We start from the raw sequence: 19,355 nt of genomic DNA, 5'->3' as shown, positions 1-19,355 counted from the left end.
ATACGTTCGACGGCATCGAGCTTCCAGCCCGTGGTCACAGGCCTGTCCTCGCGCCATTGTCGCCCGTGACCGGATCCCGGCGAGGATCGGCCAGCGCCGCCATGCGCGCGCGGGTCGCATCGTCGGGGGCTTCCCTGCAGATATCCCAGTTCTGACCTTGCGGGTAGGCGCCCACAACCTTGAAGTCATCACTGGCCGAGGTGCAACGATGCCCGGTTCCGGTCGGTATCATCAAGGCATCGCCCGCAGCGACTTCGACCCGCCTGGCGCCTGGTCCGCCGAGTTCGAGTGTCGCCGTCCCGGCAAATATTCCGAGCGCCTCATGCGCGGTCGAGTGATAATGATGATAATCAAAAATGCCGTCGCGCCAGTCCGGCACCCAGCCATTGGCGGCAAACAGGGCCTCGAACCGTGCGGCCAGATCATCGTCCTTGCCCTCGCTCTCGAGCGCTGCGCGGTAGATGACCACCGGCAGCCGATCATTGTTTGGTAGCCAGGCATTTTCGGAAAGCAGGAAACTGGTGATCTCCATCAGGCGCTCTCCTTCTTCCTACGTCTGCTCCTGGGCTTGCCGGCAAGCTCAATCCACACCGGGGCGTGGTCGCTGGTCTTTTCCCAGCCGCGCACATGGGTGTCGACCTGCGCGTCACTGAGACGATCCGCTAGCGCCGGGCTCAATAAAAGATGATCGATCCGCAGCCCGGCATTCCGAGCATAGGCGTTCCGGAAATAGTCCCAGAAAGTGTAGATGACCTCACCGGGATGACGCCGGCGTAAAGCGTCGGCCCATCCTTGGCGAAGCAACCGGAAGTAGGCGTCTCTCACTTCGGGCGCGAACAACGCGTCATCGATCCAGCGCTCCGGTCTATAGACGTCAAGATCAGTCGGCATGACATTGAAATCCCCAGCGAGCATGACCGGCAGCCCGGTCTCGATCAGCCCCGCCGCATGATCGATGAGCCGCTCGAACCATGCGAGCTTGTACTCGAACTTGGGACCAGGCCGAGGGTTCCCGTTTGGAAGGTAAAGGCCGCCGATCAGGATTCCGTTGACGGCTGCCTCGATATAACGGCTCTGGTTTGGATCGGGGGCGCCGGGCAGTCCGCGCCGCGTTTCGTGGATTTCGCCGACCCGGCTTAAAAGGGCAACTCCATTCCAAACTGGGAGAGCGAGTTCCTGCAGATGTCGGCCTATGGAATCCTTACAGCCATCCTGATTCAAAAGGGGTCCTCGGAATCCAAGGACCCGAAAGCGCCTCAGCGCGACTCAGATCTGGCGGCTCAGGCCGACAAACCCGGCGCGCCTGCAATTCTGAAGTGGGGCGGCCTATGGCGCGCGCTCTATGCCCGATCTCTCGGGATTGCCCTTGGACTTCTTTTCCTGGTTTCCTTCGTGATCCACTGGACCCAAAGCGCGCGAGCGGTGGCCGAGGATGCGCTCGGTCACGGCGCAATCCCTTCCACAACCATCCAATATCTCTTCGATCCGCAATTGTGGTTCGAATCGTTCCAGAATTGGCAAAGCGAATTTCTCTCGACCGTCGTGCTCTCGATATTTCTTCGGCAGCGCGAATCACCTGAATCGAAGGCCGTCGCCGCGCCCCATCAGCAGACCGGCAGCTAAAGCGGATCAGGTAATCGCGGCGACCAAACTGCGTCGCCCATGCATGCGGAATTAACGGCAGGCCCTTGTGGCGGTCAGTTCGCATTCCGGTTTTCAAGACGTAGCGATGCCGCAGCGGATCAGCGTCATTTTTTCCTGACAACTTGATCTATGTGATGATGGCCAGCCGCGATCAAAGATAGACGCGCAACAGCATTTTCTGAAATTCGCCCCACGAAAGGTCAAAGAAGTAAAATAATGCCCGCGCGTACCCACCAACTTGAAAAAGCTTTCCTCCAGTTCGAAGGCGCCATTTTTGTATCCGCGATGTGCTTGCACGGATTCTAATTCAGCTGCCGTCAGCAGAAGCAGACACGATGATCCAACGTCTAGCTGATCGTGCAATTACTTGTTCCGACCAACTCGGCCCCGAAAGACTGAAAGGATATATCGACGAATTGCAAATGCTACGCACCGAATTACGCGAATGCAACGTTACGGAAAATCAGAGAAGACCGGATTTTGTGAAGTAGGTAATGCTTTCCTACGCCCATACAAACAAGGTTAAACATTAAACAAATACCATCGTCCAGCCTCAACAGGGGGCTACATAAGGCATCAGATTATCAATAAATTAAGCATCGTATATTATATTTACTTGCGATGGATGTCTGTTTAGAACAGCTCGAAAACGGGGCCGTTTGTGAAAAAACAGGCCGCCCTTCTTTCTCATAGGTTTTCCGGGGCTGCCGCTTTCTCGAACCAGATGATGGCGGCGGCAATCGCACCGTTCAAACCGATGTCTCGAGGCAAAGCCGGGTCTGAAGTGCGGGTGACCGAGGCAGATATGCAAACGACTCAGCTCACGACGGAAGATGACGGCGATCATCGCCAAAGATTTGCGGAATTCTCGCTAGCCTCCTCCGAAATTTATCCGATCGAGTGGATCGGCTAAATTGTGTTCGGTTGCGACCCCGTCCGCAATGATGGCCGGACGCGCTCAGTCGTTAGCGTCGATAAACGCTCCCTCGTGATCGAGGTGGAGATAGTTCGGGTTGAACAGGGACACCGATTTGAGACGTTCGAGATCGAAAACCAGCAAGCGCTTGTTCCGCAGTTCGATGAGCTGGTCGCGGCGCATCTCCTGGATCGTGCGGTTGACGTGCACCTGGGTCAGTCCGGTCGCATCGGCAATCTCCGATTGGATCAGGGGAAACTCGCAGGAATTGCCTTCGGTCCGTCCGACAGTGCGTAACCGCACGAACAACTCGCAAAAGAGGTGAGCGATCCGCTCGTAGGCGGTGCGCTGCCCAATGTTGGTAGTCCATTCACGCTGGATGGCCACGGTCACCAGTTCGCTCCACCAGAGCGCCTGCGAGATCCTCGGCGAATTCTCGATGATTTCCTGGAATTCGAACTGGGATATCTCTGCCAGATTAACCTCGGTCACCGTCGAGAGCGAGTGGTCCATAGCCTTCAGAATGAAGACATTCGTGTCGCACAAATCTCCAGCGATGAAGAACGACAGAATCTGACGCCGTCCATCCGCCAGTTGCTTGTAGCGCTGGGCCCAGCCATCGAGAATCACGTTCACGTAGCGAGGGCGGTCCCCTTCCCTGATAATGTCGTGCTTGGGCGGCAACACCCGAACCCGCTTTTTAAGCGCCTTTGCGAGTACTTCCCGATCAGCGTCGGACAGCCTGGCAAAGGCAGAAAAATGCAACGTCAAAGAATTCCCGTGCCCCATGAGTAACCAATCCGTCCTCATTGCTGGGTCATTCGGAGCGTCACATTCACATGCGTTAATTAGCTGAAATCTCTCGCAGTGACGTGTTGCGTCCGAATCTCCTTCGTGGTTCCCGATACGGTTCGACACATCTCGCAGGGAGTGCCCCTTCGCGCCGAGTAGAAAACGGGCCTGACAGATCGTGGGCCAAGTCGTTTACGGGCGTTCCGATCTCTGACCTCACTCTGATAACTCCAGTTTCGATGGTCATTTTATTGCATTTCGAAATCCAGGTCGCTGCGGTTAACGCCTGCGCGCACGTACCCGTTCCGCTGAGCGGGGCCGAACGACTTCTGCAGCGGCTCACGCGAAGCTTCAGACGGCAAAACTTCCAGTCTCGCGCAGCGCGCCAGTGGGTTAGGCGTTAACGCATCTCAATGTGGGATAGCGATGACAAGGGTGCGGACGCCGGGCTAGTTTCACCACCAAAATGCACCGTCGACGTGCAGTTCATATCATCCCGCAGGACCCAATTGGGATCGCACCGCGCAACTCGTCGGGGCCAGCAGCGTTCAGCACCATATTCTCTGCTTCCAAGGGCGGGGACGGGCCTTCAAACTGCAGGGAAACGTGTGACAGATTTCAATAAGGTCGACTTAACAAATTGCGATCGTGAACCGATCCACTTTCTCGGCGCCATTCAGGCCCCGGGCTTTCTGATTGCCGTCAGCGCGGACTGGATCATTGGGCGCGTGTCGCGAAATATCCGGGACCTGCTTGGCTTTGACCCTGAAGACATAATCGGCAACCCGCTCGCCGATTATGTTCCGGCTAAATTTGTCCATGATCTCCGCAACAAGATTTCCTACCTGTCTGAGCACGACATGGTGGAACGGATGTTCGGTTGCCAAATTGGCACATCGGGCCAACCCTTCGATGTCGCCGTCCACTTCTCCGCCGGCCAGATCGTGATCGAAGCCGAACCGGGAACTGCGGCAACCAGCGATTCGACCAACGCCGTCCGCGCAATGATGTCGCGCCTGGACCGCACCCAGGACCTGAAGGCCTTCTATCGTGAAGGTGCACGGCAGGTCCGCTCGCTCCTTGGATATGACCGCGTGATGGTCTACAAGTTCGCCTCGAGCGGCGCGGGGGAGGTCGTCGCGGAGGCGTGCAAGCCCGGTATCGGCAGTTTCCTCGGGCTCCACTACCCCGCAAGTGACATTCCGCGGCAAGCGCGCGCCCTCTACAAGCGCAACCTTGTCCGGGTAATCCATGACGTAAATTCAACTCCGGTCGGCATCACGCCGGAGGTCGATGCGCTGGGGCAGCGGCTGGACCTCTCGCTTTCCATCCTGCGGTCTGTCTCGCCGATCCATATAGAATATCTCAAGAACATGGGCGTTGCCGCCTCCCTGTCGATTTCGATCATCGTGAACGACGAGCTCTGGGGCCTGTTCGCCTGTCATAACTACTCGCCCCGCTCGCCCACGTTCGAGCGCCGGTCCTTGTGCGAGCTGTTCGCCGAGATGTTTTCGATGCGTCTGGAGTCTCGCGAACGGCGGCAGATCGCCGATTACGAGCGGCAGGCAAGAGATATCTCCGACCAGCTTCTCGGGGCGGTGGCATCCGACGAGACTCTCTTGAACGACCCGGACTGGCTTGGCGACATACTGACGCGCGCCATTCCGGCTGACGGGGTCGGCGTTTGGATCAACGGAAACTATGCGTTCTCAGGTTCCACGCCGCCCACTGAAGAGTTTCGCCGCATAATTCGGGCGCTGAACGGCCTGGCCGCAGGACGCGTTTACACGATTGATCATATCGGCGGCCTTATCGAGGAAGCTGGAGCATTCGCGGCGAGCGCGGCAGGACTCTTGGCAATTCCGATATCCCGGTCACCGCGAGATTATGTCGTTCTGTTCCGCTCGGAACTTAAGCAATCTGTTCGATGGGCAGGCGATCCCCACAAACCAGTGGAATACGGGCCTAACGGGCCGCGCCTAACGCCCCGGGAAAGCTTTGCCGAGTGGCTGGAGAAAGTGGATGGTCACGCCGAACCTTTTACCCAGTCCGAGTTGAGGGTCGCCGAGACGCTGCGCGCGACCTTGATCGAAGTTGTGCTTCGCCTGGCTGACGAGGCTGCTGCGGACAGACGTCAATCCACGGCGCGCCAGGAAATGCTGATCGCGGAGCTGAACCACCGTGTCCGAAATATCCTGGGAGTCATCCGCGGCCTGATCCGCCAGTCGCAGCCCGACAGCGACGAGGTGAAGGATTTCGTGAAGCTGGTCGACGGCCGGATCCATGCGCTGGCTCGTGCCCACAACCAGATCACCGACGACCATTGGGGGCCGGCCCCGCTAGAAGCGCTGATTGATGCGGAGGCTGCGGCCTTCGCGGCAACGCGCCAGAGCGCGATCATAGCGACGGGGACGCCGGTTTTGCTTAATCCGCAGGCCTATTCCACCATGGCGCTCGTGATCCACGAGCTTGTGACCAACTCGACCAAGTACGGCAGTCTGTCTGGAAGTGGCGAAGTCCATATCAACTGGTCGCGCGACCACAAGGACGACCTCATCCTCATCTGGCAGGAGACAGGCGGCCCTCCGGTGGTGGCGCCGACGCGAAAGGGTTTCGGAACGACAATCGTCAACCGCTCTGTCCCCTATGACCTGGGTGGGCAGGCAAGCATCAGCTATGCGACCGAAGGTGTACGAGCGGAATTCTGTATCCCTTCCAGACACCTTTCTGAGTCAAAGGCCCACCGGGGCCCGAATATCCGTGTTGCCCGGCCGACTGTATCAAGCCAGCAGGTCATTACGCCGGATCTCCTTGGGAAGCGCGCTGTCCTGCTTGTCGAAGACAGCCTCATCATCGCACTAGACGCAGAAGACATTCTGGATCGCTTCGGCGCGGTGGTCGCGACCGCTTCTACCCCGGAAGCCGCGCATGACATCCTCGACAAGGGCACAGTTGATTTCGCGATCCTGGACATCAATCTGGGTGACCAGACCAGCTTCGGCGTCGCGGATCGGTTACGGGAACTCGGTATCCCGTACTTCTTTGCTTCTGGCTATGGGGAGCAGGCGAGCCTCCCCATGGAACACAGGGCAGCCACCGTCGTGCAGAAGCCCTACACGACCCACAATATCGCCAAAGCCATCGACGATCTTTTCGGCTGATCTGCGGCAATATGGGCGTTCAAATCCTACCGACGCCGCGGGGACCGCGATGAGTTGTATGCTCGCACGCGCCTGTGCGCTAACGATGATCCTGATGAGCCTGCGAGATTGGCAGCTGGCAGCTCGGAAACCCAATTTCTGAGTGTTAAAAAGATGGCAATCGCACGGGCGCACAATGACATCCTCACCCCCGACCTCGCCTTTCTGGCCGGCGGCGGGGACTGTGCGGACTTGATCGCGAAGAAGGACTGGTCCGCCACCAAGCTGGGGCCGATTGAAGATTGGCCCGCGCATCTAAAGACGGCGCTTTCCATTCTCCTGCGCTCCCGCGTCCCCATAGTCATGCTATGGGGCGAGGGAGGGATTATGCTTTACAACGACGCCTATTCGGGATTCGCAGGTGGCCGCCACCCGGGCCTGCTCGGTTCGGACGTGCGGGAGGGCTGGACCGAGGTTGCCGAGTTCAATGACAATGTGATGAAGGTCGGACTGTCTGGCGGCAACTTACATTATCGAGACCAGAAACTGACCCTTCACCGGAACGGCGCACCTGAACAGATATGGATGGATCTCGACTACTCGCCGGTGCTCGATGCCAATGGTGAGCCTGCGGGCGTGATCTGCTTCCTTGCCGAGACGACAGAACGCGTGGCCACCGAGCAGCGAACCGCTTTCCTTACAGCCCTGTCTGACGACCTGCGCGCGCTAAGTACGCCTGCGGAAATTATGAACCTCACCGCAGAGCGGCTTGGCCAGCTTATGGGGGCGAGCCGGGTCTTTTACGCCGAGATCGCCAACGGCTTGATGACGGTGAAGCGGGATTATGTCTGCGGCGTAGGATCGATCGTCGGAGAGCACTCCCTCGAAGCTTTCGGTCCCGACCTCTTGGCGGCCTATAAGTATGGAACGCCTGTTGTCGTGAGGGATGTCGGGCTGGACAGACGTCTGAACCCGGAGGCTCGGGCCGGTTTGATATCTCGCCAGGTCGGCGCCTTCATCGACGTCATCCTGTTCGAGGAAGCGCAGTGGGTCGGCCTCCTCGCCGTGCAGAGCGCCACTTCGCGGACATGGACTGAAGCCGAACAAACGCTGGTCCAGGAGGTCGGCGAACGGGTCAAGGCTGCGATCGAACGGGCGCGAGCGGAGCGTGATCGGCTGTGGGATCTATCGCAGGACATGCTGGCGCGGGCCGACTATAGCGGCATGATGTCCGCCGTCAGTCCTGCGTGGACCCAAGTCCTGGGCTGGACGGAGAGCGAACTTCTCACTCGCGGCTACGCAAGTTTCATGCATCCCGACGACATGGCGCCGACACTGGCGCAGATCGCCAGAATGGCAGAGACGCGGTCACCTACAAGGTTCGAAAATCGTATCGCGACGCGGGCGGGCAACTGGAAGCACATCGAATGGACGGTCGCGCCGGAAACCGACGGTATCAACTTCGTCGCCGTTGGGCGTGATCTGAGTGATGCGAAAGTTCGCGAAGCTGAACTCGAAATTGCCCGGGAGGCTCTTCGTCAGAGCCAGAAGATGGAAGCGATGGGTAGCCTGACCGGCGGGGTCGCCCATGATTTCAACAATCTGCTCACCCCGATCATCGGTTCGCTCGATCTCCTCGTGCGCAAAGGCGTGGGGACAGAACGTGAGCAGAGGCTGATCGGCGGCGCTCTGCAATCCGCAGACCGCGCGAAAACGCTCGTTCAACGCCTTCTCGCTTTCGCAAGGCGTCAGCCTTTGCAGGCCGTAGCAGTGGATGTAGCACAGCTTGCTAGCGGGATGGTGGAGTTGATCGGGTCGACCATCGGGCCGTCCATCGATGTTCAGGTTGATCTGGGCCAGGATCTGCCACCTGCCAAGGCGGACCCAAACCAGCTGGAGATGGCTCTTCTCAACCTCGCGGTGAACGCGCGTGACGCCATGCCGGATGGCGGCAAGTTGACCATCGTCGCGAAGCTCGAAGCCGTGGAAGCCGGCGACCGAGGGTTGGCAGGCGGCGTGTACATCCGCTTGGGGGTGAGCGATACCGGGTCTGGCATGGATCCTGAGACCTTGAAGCGTGCGACCGAACCATTCTTTTCGACTAAGGGTGTTGGAAAGGGAACCGGTTTGGGACTGTCTATGGCCCATGGCCTAGCTGCCCAGCTCGGTGGCGGCCTTACGATTGAGAGCACGCGGGGGAACGGCACCACCGTTGAACTCTGGCTCCCGGTAAGTTCGGATGCCATCCAACTGGCGCGAACTACGGTGGGGCTCCCTGTTCATTCCAAGCACCGGGGAATTGCGCTTCTGGTCGATGATGACGCCATCGTCCGCATGAGCACGGCGGACATGCTGACCGACCTCGGTTATGTTGTCGTCGAGGTCGGGTCATCGGAAGAGGCATTGCAGAAAATTCAAGATGGGGTTGAGCCGGCCTTGCTGGTTACAGATCACCTCATGCCCGGGATCACAGGCACTCAACTCTGCCGAAACCTCAAGCGCCTTCGGCCCGAATTGCCGGTTCTCATCGTCTCCGGGTTCGCAGACGAAGAGGGAATCGATTCCGACATTCCTCGTCTCAGCAAGCCGTTCCGCAACTCGGAATTGACGGAGAGCATTTTGGCGCTGTCACCGGTCCGAGCAGCCATCTAAGTCGACTGCGGCCGAGACGTGGCCTTCCCGCGCGGAGGGGATCCCACCGTTTGCGCGGGGGGATGGTGAAACTGGGTCCGCTTTGCCTATTTCGCGCTGAATGTGTAGTCCGCCAGCAACGCCAGTTTCTCCGGAGACAGCAGAAACATGGCCAGCGCGCCCGCTGATGCCTCTCGTTGAAAAGCATTAGCGGTTTTCACGAGCGTCGTTCCACAGTCGGCGTGGTTCGCCAGCGCGCGTAAGAGCTCGACTTTATCGACGCTGGTATCGGGTGTTGTGCTGCGCGAGCTGCAATAGCCGATCAACACGTCGGTGCCGTCGCCGAGCATGGCTTCACGCTTGGATAGGGCCTCGGTTTGGGCAGGCTTAATCCTGCCACGCATTACCTGCCGTGCTCTGGATTTCAGCGCAGCAGTCGCGCCCGGTCAGACCTGCAGACGTTTCCATGCAAACCCGATCCATTTGATCTGCCAAGATGAAGCCTATCATCGGTCATCCACCGTTGTAACGCAGGTTAAGGGTCTTGGGAAAAGTTCTCCGCGTTCGTGTCCGACGGTGACCAAAGCGCATTTCGCGCGTTTGGGCTTGGACGGGCTGAATGTCTCGGTCCGTGCTTCGAACACCAACGGTGGATCGCCGGATGAGCAGCTAGACTGGCATCATGATGGCGGACTGGCGCGGGTGAGATCGAAGGTGCGCGCGTAGAGAGGACAGCCCGGCATGGCCAAGTCACCCAAGTCCAGCAACAAGCTCACCGGCGGCGAGACCCACCAAACAGCCGAGGATCTGGACACCGCCGTCCTCACCACCAATCACGGCGTTCCCGTAGGCGACAATCAGAACTCGCTGAAGAGCGGTTCGCGCGGACCGACGCTGCTTGAGGATTTCGTCCTTCGCGAGAAGATCTTCCACTTCGATCATGAGCGCATTCCCGAGCGGATTGTCCATGCGCGCGGCTCGGGTGCGCATGGTGTGTTCGAGGCGACCGACGACATCTCGGACCTGTCGAAGGCCGCGGTGTTCACCAAGGGCGAGAAGACGGAGGTCTTCGTCCGCTTCTCCACCGTCGCGGGCGGCGCAGGATCGGTCGACACGCCCCGTGACGTCCGCGGCTTCGCGGTCAAGTTCTACACCCGCGAGGGCAACTGGGACCTGGTCGGCAACAACATTCCGGTGTTCTTCATCCAGGACGCGCTAAAGTTTCCCGATCTCGTCCACGCCGTAAAAATGGAGGCCGACCGGGGCTATCCGCAGGCCGGTAGCGCTCACGACACCTTCTGGGACTGGGCGTCGCTGATGCCCGAGACGACCCACATGCTGATGTGGGCAATGTCCGACCGCACCCTGCCGCGTTCGTTCCGCACGATGGAGGGGTTCGGGGTCCACACCTTCAAGCTGGTCAATGCTGCCGGCAAAGTGAGCTTTGTCAAATTCCATTGGAAGCCAAGGCTCGGGATCCAGTCGACGATCTGGGACGAGGCACTGAAGCTCCAGGCCGCCGACAACGATTATCAGCGCCGCGACCTGTTCGAAGCGATCGACACCGGTGATTTTCCGCAGTGGGATCTTGGCATCCAGGTTTTCGATCAGGCATTCGCTGACGCCCAGCCCTATGACGTGCTCGACGCAACGAAGCTCATTCCCGAGGAGGATGTGCCGGTTCGGCTGATCGGAACGCTGACGCTCAACCGCAACGTCGACAACTTCTTCGCCGAAACGGAGCAGGTGGCGTTCCTGCCATCGAACATCCCGCCGGGTATCGATTTCTCGAACGACCCGCTGCTGCAGGGGCGGCTTTTTTCCTATCTCGATACCCAGAACTCCCGCCTCGGCACGACCAATTTCCATCAGATTCCGATCAACGCGCCACGCTGCCCGTTTGGCAACTTCCAGCGGGACGGCAAGATGCAGACTATGGTGCCCAAGGGCCGTGCCAACTACGAGCCGAACAGCCTTTCCGCGCATGGCGAGGATGGAGGACCGCGTGAAAGTCCGATGGCCGGCTTTGCGACGGTGGATGCCGCGACGGGGCCGGACGAGAGCGGGGAGAAGCTGCGGGTCCGCTCCGAGACATTCGCCGATCACTATAGCCAGGCAAGGCTGTTCTACCGCTCGCAGACCGAGAGCGAGCAGGCGCACATCGCGTCATCATTCGTGTTCGAGCTCTCGAAGGTCGGCCTGCTCGACCAGGTGCCGGGCCGCATGGTCGCAAACCTTCTTAACGTCGACGAGGATCTTGCGAAGCGGGTAGCCGGCGGCCTCGGCATCGCGCTGCCCAAGAAGGCTTCCGCTGCAAAGTCGCCGATCGACATGCCGCTATCCGATGCGCTCTCGATCCACAAGAACATGAAGGCGACGCTCGAGGGCCGTGCGGTTGGCATCCTGATCGCCGACGGAACCGACGCCGTTAAGCTTTCCACCGTCATGAAGGCGGTCAAGAAAGCGAAGGGCAAGGCGGTGGTGGTCGCTCCCAAGGTCGGTGGTGCCAGGCTGTCCGACGGGACGGTGCAGAAGGCGGATGGTCAACTCGCGGGGTCTCCGAGCCAAATATTCGACGCGGTGGCCATCATCCTATCGGAGGAAGGCTGCGCGGCGATGGTCAAGGAGGCGGCTGCGGTCGATTTCGTGATGAATGCGTTCGGGCATCTGAAAGCAATCGGCGCCAGCGACGGGGCACAGCCGTTGCTCGCCAAGGCCGGGGTGGAGCCCGGCGAGGGTGTGACCGGCCTGGACGGCGCGTTCGTGAAAGCCGCCGCGCAGCGCTTCTACGCGCGCGAGCCGTCGCTGAGGATGCTGGCATGAGTGGGGGCGGAATGTTCGATCCGTTCAGCGCCTGGTCGCGCATCGTGTCGGCGGCGCTCGACATGCAATCGACATGGCTGCGAAGCGCGGAAACCCTCCGGGCCTCCGGCGACGTCATCGACGCGCAGACCGAAGTGATGCGGGCGGCGACCGCCGCGCCGCTCACCGGCAACCACGCCGAGCTGTCTCGGATGGTGCCGGAAAAGGTCGCAGCGTTCAGTCGCAGCGCGGAGGTCATCGCCCGCGATACTATGGAGATGCATTCGGTCTGGATCGGGCAGATGCAGCGTGTGGGAATGATTCAGCGGCGCAGCAGTTCCTTGTACCCACCGGCAGCCATCGCGCGGGCCTGACGGACCAGTCTCCGCACCCTTGAGCGCAGGGAATCGGAAGAGGCGCTCCAGTCGCGCTCCGCCGTCTCGCGGCCTGCAAGACAGGATGCAAGATCCCGGTGCGTAGCTCCGTCGGCGAGTGCGTCGTGGACGCGAAGCAGCAACGCGCCGCGAGCAATGGCCGGATCACGCGGGTATAGCATCCTGCCGAATCTTTGGTGCCGATGGAGCAGCACCAGCCGCTGCAGAGATAGGGTACCGGCTCCGACCGTCTCCATTCCATCCAGGCAGAAGCGCAGCCGCACCGCGGCCTCGCCCCGCAGCGTTCCCGAAAGGATGTCGAGCCGCAAGTGATGCATCCCATCGGAGAACACCGCGTGCTCTGCGCCGGAAGGACTGCAGACAATTGTCAGCCATTGCCTGAGGCGATCGACCACGAGACAGCCGGGATCCTCAACCCTGGCCGGCAGCGACTCGGCGCTCAGCGTTGAAGGATCTCGTTCGGCACGCCAGATGAGCCGGGCCGAGAGGCAATCCCGGTCCGGTTGTTCAGCGAAAGTGAAGCCCCCAGGCCGCTGGATCCGGGCATTTTCCTCCTGTTACTGCAGACGCTCTGGCATGCCAGTCGAGATATCCTGCATCCCGGCGAAGCCATTCCCACATGAGGCCAGCGCGGTCCGCACCAAGAAGATAGGCGTAAGCGGAGTCGTCCTTCCAGCAAGGCAGGAACCCCCGTTTCATTCTACTGATTGATATTGCTGCAATATGGCCAAGATCCGGTTTGCGATTAACAAACTTTCACCGTGGTTCGGACAATCTGTCTGAAGTTGGGCATACCCCAATCCCTGCAGGGGGTGATATGACACTTTCATTGCAAAATAAGCGGACCGGCAACCTGAGAAACTGCGGATCCGACTTCTGACGAGAGGAAGGGCGATAGTTGGGATAACGGCGACAAGCGGCGCCGCCGACGATCGCGATCTCAAATCGTGGACATGACAATAGAACGGATGATGCGGCTCGTACGCATCTTCAAGACCGTCACAAGCTGCGATGAATTGCATGAAGCCTTGAACGAGGCGACGAGGGAGATGGGATTCCAGCGATATGCGCTCTCCCATCACGGTGGCTTCTTCGATCGCGATGCCAAGTCGTTCCGCCTGCACAACTACCCTGACCAGTGGGCGGACTTCTATGATCGGTACGGGCTTGGCCTCAACGATCCCGTGCATCGGGCAAGCTGCGTGACTGCCTGTGGATTTGCCTGGGAGGAAATCCCCGGGATGATCTCCTTGACCGAGCGCGATCATCTCATCCTCGAGATGGCACGGGCGGAGGGCATCGCGCACGGGTACACCGTGCCCAGCTATGTCCCGGGAGAATCGCACGGCTCGATGTCTTTCGTCGGTTCCGCGCCGGCGATGATCGACGCACCGATTCTTCCGATTGCGCAATCGATCGCTCTCTTCGCATTCGATGCCGCGAGAAGCCTCCGGATGGAACGCGGGATGATTGAACGAGCAGAGCCGGTCAGGATCACCGACCGGCAGCGCGAGATCCTCGTCCTCGTAGCGCGTGGGATGGGCGACCGCCAGATCGCGGCATATCTGGACCGCAGCGAAGAGACGATCACCCTGCACGTCAAGAATCTGTTTCGGCTGTATCGCGTGAACAAGCGGACATCGCTGGTTATCCAGGCGCTATTCGATGGGAATCTGACATTCACCGATGTCCACCGGCGATGACATACCCCTTTCCGGGTATGGCGCCGGAACGGCATTCGGCGCGACCTTCCAGGGGTGATGACCAAACGTCACCGCGAAGGGAGAAGCCTGATGCTGAAAGTGCAAAACTATGGAAACCGGCAGCCGCCCGATGAAGCGCTGCGCGCCATGTGGGCTGCCCGCAAGTCCGTCTTCGTCGATCTTCTGAAATGGGATCTTCCCGTGCTTGCGGGCCGGTACGAGATCGACCAGTTCGACGACCCTCACGCCCGCTACTTGATTCTCACAGGACCTAACTGCGAACACTATGCCTCGGCGCGCCTGCTCCCGACGACCCGGCCGCATATCCTCGACAGCTTCTATCCGGAGTTCTGCGAGGGCAATCCGCCGCGCAGCGCTGCGATCCGCGAAATCACGCGCTTCTGCCTCGACCGGGACCTCCGCGCTGCCGAACGCCGCGAGGCGCGGGACGCGCTGATCTGCGCCCTGGTCGATCACGCCCTGGTGAACAGCATCGCCGCCTATACCGCGGTCGCCTCGGAAAGCTGGTTCCGGCAGGTGCTCCGGTTCGGCTGGGACTGCAAGCCCCTCGGCCCGCCGCGGTGGGATGGCAGGGAAATGCTTGCAGCCATCCGCATCGACATCGATTCCACCACCCCCGAGAAACTGGCGGCCGCCGGCATCACCAACCACCTCCGCGGTCCAGACCGCTGGCCGAACTGAGGAACGCGCGATGGACCTGTCGAGCCAGGTCGCGGTCCACGCCGCTGACCTTGAACGAGACGGCTACTGCATTATCGAGAATGCGATGCCTTACGAATTCATCGGCGCACTCGATGACGATCTGGCCGCGCGGTTTCGCTGCACGCCCTTCTGCGAGGGCGGTTTCTACGGAGAGACTACCAAGCGCTTCGGACGTCTGCTCGTGCGCTCGCCCCGCGCCGAGGCGCTCGTACGCCACCCGCTCGTGCTCTCGATCGCCGAACAGACTCTGCTGCCATGGTGCGACTGCCTCCAGCTCAACACGACGCAGGCAATTGCCGTTCACGGCGGCGCGCCAGCGCAGTTCCCGCACCGCGACCAGGACATGTGGGCCGCACCCAAAGGGACATTCGAATTCCTTGTCAATGTCATGTGGCCGCTTACACACTTCACGGCCGAGAACGGCGCTACGCTGGTATGGCCCGGCAGCCATGGCACCGCCGCCCTCGATCCTGAGCACGCCGGGACATCGATACCGATAGAAATTCCCCCGGGTGCCGCGCTGCTTTTCCTCGGTTCCACACTGCACGGTGCCGGACGCAACCGCACTCAGGACATTCGCCGGGGCGTCGTCATCGGCTACGCGCTCGGCTGGCTCAAGCCCTACGAAAACCAGTGGCTCGCCTACCCGCCGGACATCGCGCGAAATTTCGATCCCGAGCTTGCCGCCCTCGTCGGGTACCGACAGCACCGGCCGAACCTAGGAAACTACGAAGGGCGATGCCCCTCGGTTCTGCTGGACGCGGGGCACGATGCCAACACCCCGCTGGGTGCTGTCGATGCCCTGCGACCCGATCAGACCGAACTCGTCACACGGCTGAGCGAACGACCAAACCGCCGGCATGCACCGTAACATGAACGCGGGTCCCACTTCCGAGCGGATCTACGACGACACCCGCGATCTCGTAACCAGCCGGGAAACGCGGCCGGGCATCAGGCTCGATCCCGCAGTGATTGCACGGCAGTTGAACGCGAGCACGACACCGGTGCGCGAGGCTCTCAACCGCCTTGTCGGCGAACGACTGGTCGAAACCCGCACCAGCACGGGATATCACGTGCCGTTGATCGACGAACCGTCGCTAAAGGATCTGATCGGATGGTCCGCCGACATACTCACGCTGGCGCTGAGGCGGGTCACCGCCCTGCCCGCCGCAGACGGCATGGGTCTTGCCGACGCGTCAGCCTATCCTGACAGGATAGGTGCAATGTTCCACGAACTTGTCCGAGCATCCGGTCATCCGGAATACATCGCCGCCTTGCTTCAGGCGAATGCCAGACTGCATCCGGTAAGACACGGCGAGCCCGAGATCTTCGATGACCTGGAAGCCGAATTCACGGCAATCATCGATGCGATGCGCGCGGAAAACCTCACCGAAGTCAGAAAACTCCTCCAGGCCTATCATCGGCGGCGGCAACGCCTCGCGGCCGAACTGGTGCGCCTTCGCTACCGAGGGGAGTGATCTGAACGTACCTATAGATTCCAATCGGATTTGATATTCGCGAGATCAGATTCGTATAAATTTCGGATCTCGGCCTCTCCCACCTAGCCTTGTTCTTGCTGCCACTTCCGGCAGTGCAAGAAAGGAGCAAGACGATGGCACGCGAACTCAACGAAGAACTGATCGATCTCGGCGCCGCGAGCGAGGAAACCCATGGCACGGGCCCGCAGCCCAGCGATGAAATCCTCGGCCAGGTCGCCGGCCTTTCCGACGATTGACCGAAGAGCGGGCCGCGGCCGATCTCGTATCGGTCGCGGTCCGCCTCCGGCGCGTGTCTGACAGTTCTTCAGGAGGTCGGAAAACATGGGCTTCAAGCTACGCGGCGATCTCAGCTACTGCGAGGTGAGCGATCGCCTGGTCTTCCTCGATCTGCCCTCTGATCGCTACTTCTGCCTGTCGCCCCGGCTCGAGGCGGGGTTTCGCGCCGCGGTTGCAGGCATTCCCGACGTGGCCCCGGCGATCGAGATCGCCCCCCTGCTAAACGCCGGACTGCTCATGCCGACACGCGGGCCGGAGCTACCCACACCCTGCATCCTCCCCCAACCTCCCCGTGCCAGCTTTCTCGACGAGAGGCCCGCCCCGGCTCGGCCGATTGCGGTCGGGGTGCTTGCAGCTGGTATTGCGCTGTCGCGCCTGGCGCTGCGGATCGGACGTTTCCACCAGGCCATCGCGCGGCTTGCCGAACGCAAGGCGGCGATAGGCAACAGGCACGCCCCCCCGGATGACGCGATGCGCGACCTCGCCGCGCAGTTCGAACGCACCGGCGAGATAACCCAGGTGCACGACAGATGCCTGCCCCGCTCGCTTGCGCTCGCCAGCTACGCGGTACGCCGCGGCTGGCCCGTCGACCTCGTCCTGGCGGTGCAGCTCCGGCCCTTTGCCGCACACTGTTGGGTACAGGCCGGAGCACACCTCCTGAACGACCGCATCGACACCGTCCGCCCGTTCACGCCGATCCTCGTCGTATGAGCCTTACCGAAACGGTCTCGGTCGGTAGACGTGAGGCCGGCCCGCGCTTCCTCGCACTGCTGCGGCCCTCCCGCGAAGTGCTCGATGATCTCGCGGGCAAATTCAGGACCGATGTGCTTGCCTCCGCAGCCTGCGAACTTGCTCTTGATAGCGACAGGCTCACAGTCGCGGCACTGAACCACCCGGCGATCCGGTTGGGCGGCCGCGGCACGATCTTGGGCGAGATGTTCCGCAAAGACGATGGATCCCGGGTAACGGCGCTGACGCCCGAAGAAACAGCGGCGATCCTGGCCAGCGACCTCGGCGAATTGATGAAGCATTATTGGGGACCATACGTCGCCATCGTCCACGATCCAGAGCTCGGCAATACGTGTGTCCTGCGCGCGCCGCTCGGGGCGCTCCCCTGCCTGGTGGTGCCGGTCGGCGAAGCGCTGGCGATTGCCAGCGACATCGGAATCCTGCGGGCGCACGGGCTCTACGCGCCATCAGTGGACTGGAACCGGGTAGCGCTCCAGCTGCTCCATCCGGATCATGTCGGGACAGCGACCTGTCTCCATGATCTCGCCGAAGTTCGCGGGGGGTCAATGCGCATCCTCACCGCGACGCAGACACGCACGGTCACGAAGTGGTCCCCCGCAGGTCTGCCGTTACGCCCGTTCGCTGAAACGGCCGAAGAGGCCTCCGAGATCGTGTCCCGAGCCGCGCGCGCATGCATCACTGCCCGGGCTCGCCGGTTTGATCGGGTGGTCCTGCTCCTTTCAGGAGGGGTCGATTCCTCGATCGTCGCCGCAGCGCTTGTCGAGGCGGGAATCAAGATCGATGCCCTTACGCTTACCACGCGCGACGCTCTCGGCGACGAGCGTGACTATGCGCGCTCCGTCAGCAGCCATCTCGGTCTTGTCCTCCATGAGCGTGACCGCGACGTGAAGCGGATAGAGATCGCGCGCAGCACCGCGACCGGCCTACCGCGCCCCGCCGGCCGCTTCATGTGGCAGGAATCGATGCGGCACTGCTCGGAACTGGCCGATGCGACGGGCGCTGAAGCCATCTTCAACGGCGGCGGCGGCGACCAGGTTTTCTGCTCGCTGCACTCCTCGAATCCGGTTGCCGACGCGCTTCGGACGTTCGGCCCCGGCAGGACCGCCTGGCACATGGCGAAAACGATGAGCGCCATCACCCAGGTTCCGGTCGGCACGATCACGAAAGACGGCCTGGCGCGTGCCTGGCTCGGCAAGCGTTCGCCGCGCCGCACCTGCGACAGGAGCCTGTTGACCGGCGATTTCGAAGATCATGAAGCCGAGGCGCTCCTCGCCTTGCCGCCGCAAGCATGCGGACTACTACCCGGACAGGAAGCATTCTGCCGGCTTATCGCCGCGGGACAGAGCTATATCGAGACCCTTGATCCCTGCGGTGTCCCGCCGATCGTCGCCCCCCTCCTGTCCCAGCCCCTCGTCGAAGCCTGCTTCCGCGTTCCAAGCTGGCTGTGGTTCGGCGAAGGGCTGAACCGCTACCCGGCGCGTCAGGCCTTTGCCCCCGACCTGCCTCGTCACGCGATATTCCGACGCTCGAAAGGCACACCGGACAGCTTTACCGCCGAAATCTTCGAGACCTGGCGGAAGGAGGTCAGGGAGATTCTTGTCCGGGGAGAACTGGCGCGGCAGGGCGTGATCGACCTTCCCGCAGTGCTCGAAGTGCTGGACGACCCCCGACCGCCCCGTGACAACCGCTTCCGCCGGGTCCTGCAATTCGCCGAGGCTGAAGCCTGGGCGTCGAGCTGGAGCTGACCCAGGCCTGATCCGATCCAGCCCTCGCGCTTACGCCCCACGCCTGCAGTGCCGCAACGATCCGGCCACATTCACGCCGGTACCCGGCATCGTCAGGATTTGATATTCGCGAGATCAAATCGCTATATAGTTCGGATATCCGCCGCGTGACCATAACCTCGGTCGTGCTGCCGCTTCTGGCAGCGCGAATGAGGAGCATGAAAATGACCCATGAAAACCGGAGCCTCGAAGAACTCATCGAACTGGGTGCCGCGAGCGCTGTGACGCAGGGCGGCGGCCCCATGCCGCTCGACGAAGTTCTCGGCGGCAATCCGGCCGGCCTCACCGACGACTGAATGC

Annotated in this window: 20 protein-coding genes; 14 read left to right on the top strand and 6 right to left on the bottom strand. The window is 61.1% G+C overall.

Annotated elements, in window-relative coordinates; all coding sequences use genetic code 11:
- Positions 1–34: 34 nt before the first annotated feature.
- A complete protein-coding gene (locus V7066_RS23235; RefSeq protein WP_334185339.1) occupies positions 35–532 on the bottom strand; it encodes a cupin domain-containing protein in 498 nt (165 codons plus the stop codon).
- Positions 532–1,194: an exodeoxyribonuclease III gene (locus V7066_RS23230; RefSeq protein ID WP_334185358.1), complete on the bottom strand. Its 663-nt coding sequence runs from the start codon at positions 1,192–1,194 to the stop codon at positions 532–534. The genes V7066_RS23235 and V7066_RS23230 overlap by 1 nt, the downstream gene beginning before the upstream one ends.
- On the opposite strand from V7066_RS23230, the gene V7066_RS23225 reads away from it, so the two are divergent.
- Both V7066_RS23225 and V7066_RS23220 read left to right on the top strand, forming a co-directional pair.
- Positions 1,183–1,623: a DUF6766 family protein gene (locus V7066_RS23225; protein WP_334185338.1), complete on the top strand. Its 441-nt coding sequence runs from the start codon at positions 1,183–1,185 to the stop codon at positions 1,621–1,623. The genes V7066_RS23230 and V7066_RS23225 overlap by 12 nt on opposite strands.
- 682 nt (positions 1,624–2,305) lie before the next feature.
- Complete coding sequence (locus V7066_RS23220; RefSeq protein ID WP_334185337.1) at positions 2,306–2,557, top strand: hypothetical protein; 252 nt, start codon at positions 2,306–2,308, stop codon at positions 2,555–2,557.
- Positions 2,558–2,602: 45 nt separating this feature from the next.
- On the opposite strand, the gene V7066_RS23215 is transcribed toward V7066_RS23220, so the two are convergent.
- Complete coding sequence (locus V7066_RS23215) at positions 2,603–3,325, bottom strand: Crp/Fnr family transcriptional regulator (RefSeq protein ID WP_334185336.1); 723 nt, start codon at positions 3,323–3,325, stop codon at positions 2,603–2,605.
- A gap of 635 nt (positions 3,326–3,960) precedes the next feature.
- Between V7066_RS23215 and V7066_RS23210 the strand changes: the two genes are divergently transcribed.
- Both V7066_RS23210 and V7066_RS23205 read left to right on the top strand, forming a co-directional pair.
- Positions 3,961–6,513 carry an HWE histidine kinase domain-containing protein gene (locus V7066_RS23210; RefSeq protein WP_334185335.1) on the top strand — a complete coding sequence of 851 codons (2,553 nt, stop codon included), beginning with the start codon at positions 3,961–3,963 and terminating at the stop codon, positions 6,511–6,513.
- A 108-nt stretch (positions 6,514–6,621) separates the two neighbouring features.
- Positions 6,622–9,144, top strand: coding sequence for a PAS domain S-box protein (locus V7066_RS23205; protein WP_442947366.1), 2,523 nt, complete (start codon positions 6,622–6,624; stop codon positions 9,142–9,144).
- A gap of 86 nt (positions 9,145–9,230) precedes the next feature.
- On the opposite strand, the gene V7066_RS23200 is transcribed toward V7066_RS23205, so the two are convergent.
- Entirely contained in the window at positions 9,231–9,473 is a 243-nt protein-coding gene (locus V7066_RS23200) for a hypothetical protein (protein ID WP_334185334.1), read from the bottom strand.
- Positions 9,474–9,864: 391 nt separating this feature from the next.
- On the opposite strand from V7066_RS23200, the gene V7066_RS23195 reads away from it, so the two are divergent.
- A complete protein-coding gene (locus tag V7066_RS23195; protein WP_334185333.1) occupies positions 9,865–11,946 on the top strand; it encodes a catalase in 2,082 nt (693 codons plus the stop codon).
- An 11-nt stretch (positions 11,947–11,957) separates the two neighbouring features.
- The gene (locus tag V7066_RS23190) at positions 11,958–12,299 is read left to right on the top strand and encodes a hypothetical protein (protein ID WP_334185332.1); all 342 of its coding nucleotides are present in this window, start codon (positions 11,958–11,960) and stop codon (positions 12,297–12,299) included.
- Here V7066_RS23190 and V7066_RS28840 read toward each other — a convergent pair.
- Complete coding sequence (locus V7066_RS28840; protein WP_442947365.1) at positions 12,248–12,481, bottom strand: DNA -binding domain-containing protein; 234 nt, start codon at positions 12,479–12,481, stop codon at positions 12,248–12,250. The genes V7066_RS23190 and V7066_RS28840 overlap by 52 nt on opposite strands.
- A 346-nt stretch (positions 12,482–12,827) precedes the next feature.
- Entirely contained in the window at positions 12,828–13,019 is a 192-nt protein-coding gene (locus tag V7066_RS28835; RefSeq protein WP_442947364.1) for a transcriptional regulator domain-containing protein, read from the bottom strand.
- Between the two features lie 272 nt (positions 13,020–13,291).
- On the opposite strand from V7066_RS28835, the gene V7066_RS23185 reads away from it, so the two are divergent.
- From V7066_RS23185 to V7066_RS23150, 8 genes are all read left to right on the top strand, one after another.
- A complete protein-coding gene (locus V7066_RS23185; RefSeq protein ID WP_334185331.1) occupies positions 13,292–14,023 on the top strand; it encodes a LuxR family transcriptional regulator in 732 nt (243 codons plus the stop codon).
- Between the two features lie 90 nt (positions 14,024–14,113).
- The gene (locus V7066_RS23180) at positions 14,114–14,725 is read left to right on the top strand and encodes an acyl-homoserine-lactone synthase (protein WP_334185330.1); all 612 of its coding nucleotides are present in this window, start codon (positions 14,114–14,116) and stop codon (positions 14,723–14,725) included.
- Between the two features lie 10 nt (positions 14,726–14,735).
- Positions 14,736–15,617, top strand: coding sequence for a phytanoyl-CoA dioxygenase family protein (locus tag V7066_RS23175; RefSeq protein ID WP_334185329.1), 882 nt, complete (start codon positions 14,736–14,738; stop codon positions 15,615–15,617).
- A gap of 1 nt (position 15,618) precedes the next feature.
- Positions 15,619–16,224 carry a GntR family transcriptional regulator gene (locus V7066_RS23170; protein ID WP_334185328.1) on the top strand — a complete coding sequence of 202 codons (606 nt, stop codon included), beginning with the start codon at positions 15,619–15,621 and terminating at the stop codon, positions 16,222–16,224.
- 134 nt (positions 16,225–16,358) lie between these two features.
- Positions 16,359–16,481 (top strand): benenodin family lasso peptide, encoded by a 123-nt coding sequence (locus tag V7066_RS23165; protein WP_334185327.1) that lies wholly within the window; start codon positions 16,359–16,361, stop codon positions 16,479–16,481.
- 85 nt (positions 16,482–16,566) lie between these two features.
- Positions 16,567–17,232, top strand: a complete 666-nt coding sequence (locus V7066_RS23160; RefSeq protein WP_334185326.1) for a lasso peptide biosynthesis B2 protein — start codon at positions 16,567–16,569, stop codon at positions 17,230–17,232.
- A 194-nt stretch (positions 17,233–17,426) separates the two neighbouring features.
- Positions 17,427–19,016 (top strand): asparagine synthase-related protein, encoded by a 1,590-nt coding sequence (locus V7066_RS23155; protein ID WP_334185325.1) that lies wholly within the window; start codon positions 17,427–17,429, stop codon positions 19,014–19,016.
- Between the two features lie 203 nt (positions 19,017–19,219).
- Positions 19,220–19,351, top strand: a complete 132-nt coding sequence (locus tag V7066_RS23150; protein ID WP_334185324.1) for a benenodin family lasso peptide — start codon at positions 19,220–19,222, stop codon at positions 19,349–19,351.
- Positions 19,352–19,355: the final 4 nt, after the last annotated feature.

Source organism: Novosphingobium sp., from assembly GCF_036820275.1.
Taxonomy (GTDB): Bacteria; Pseudomonadota; Alphaproteobacteria; order Sphingomonadales; family Sphingomonadaceae; genus Novosphingobium.
This window is presented reverse-complemented; position numbering and strand designations above follow the sequence as displayed.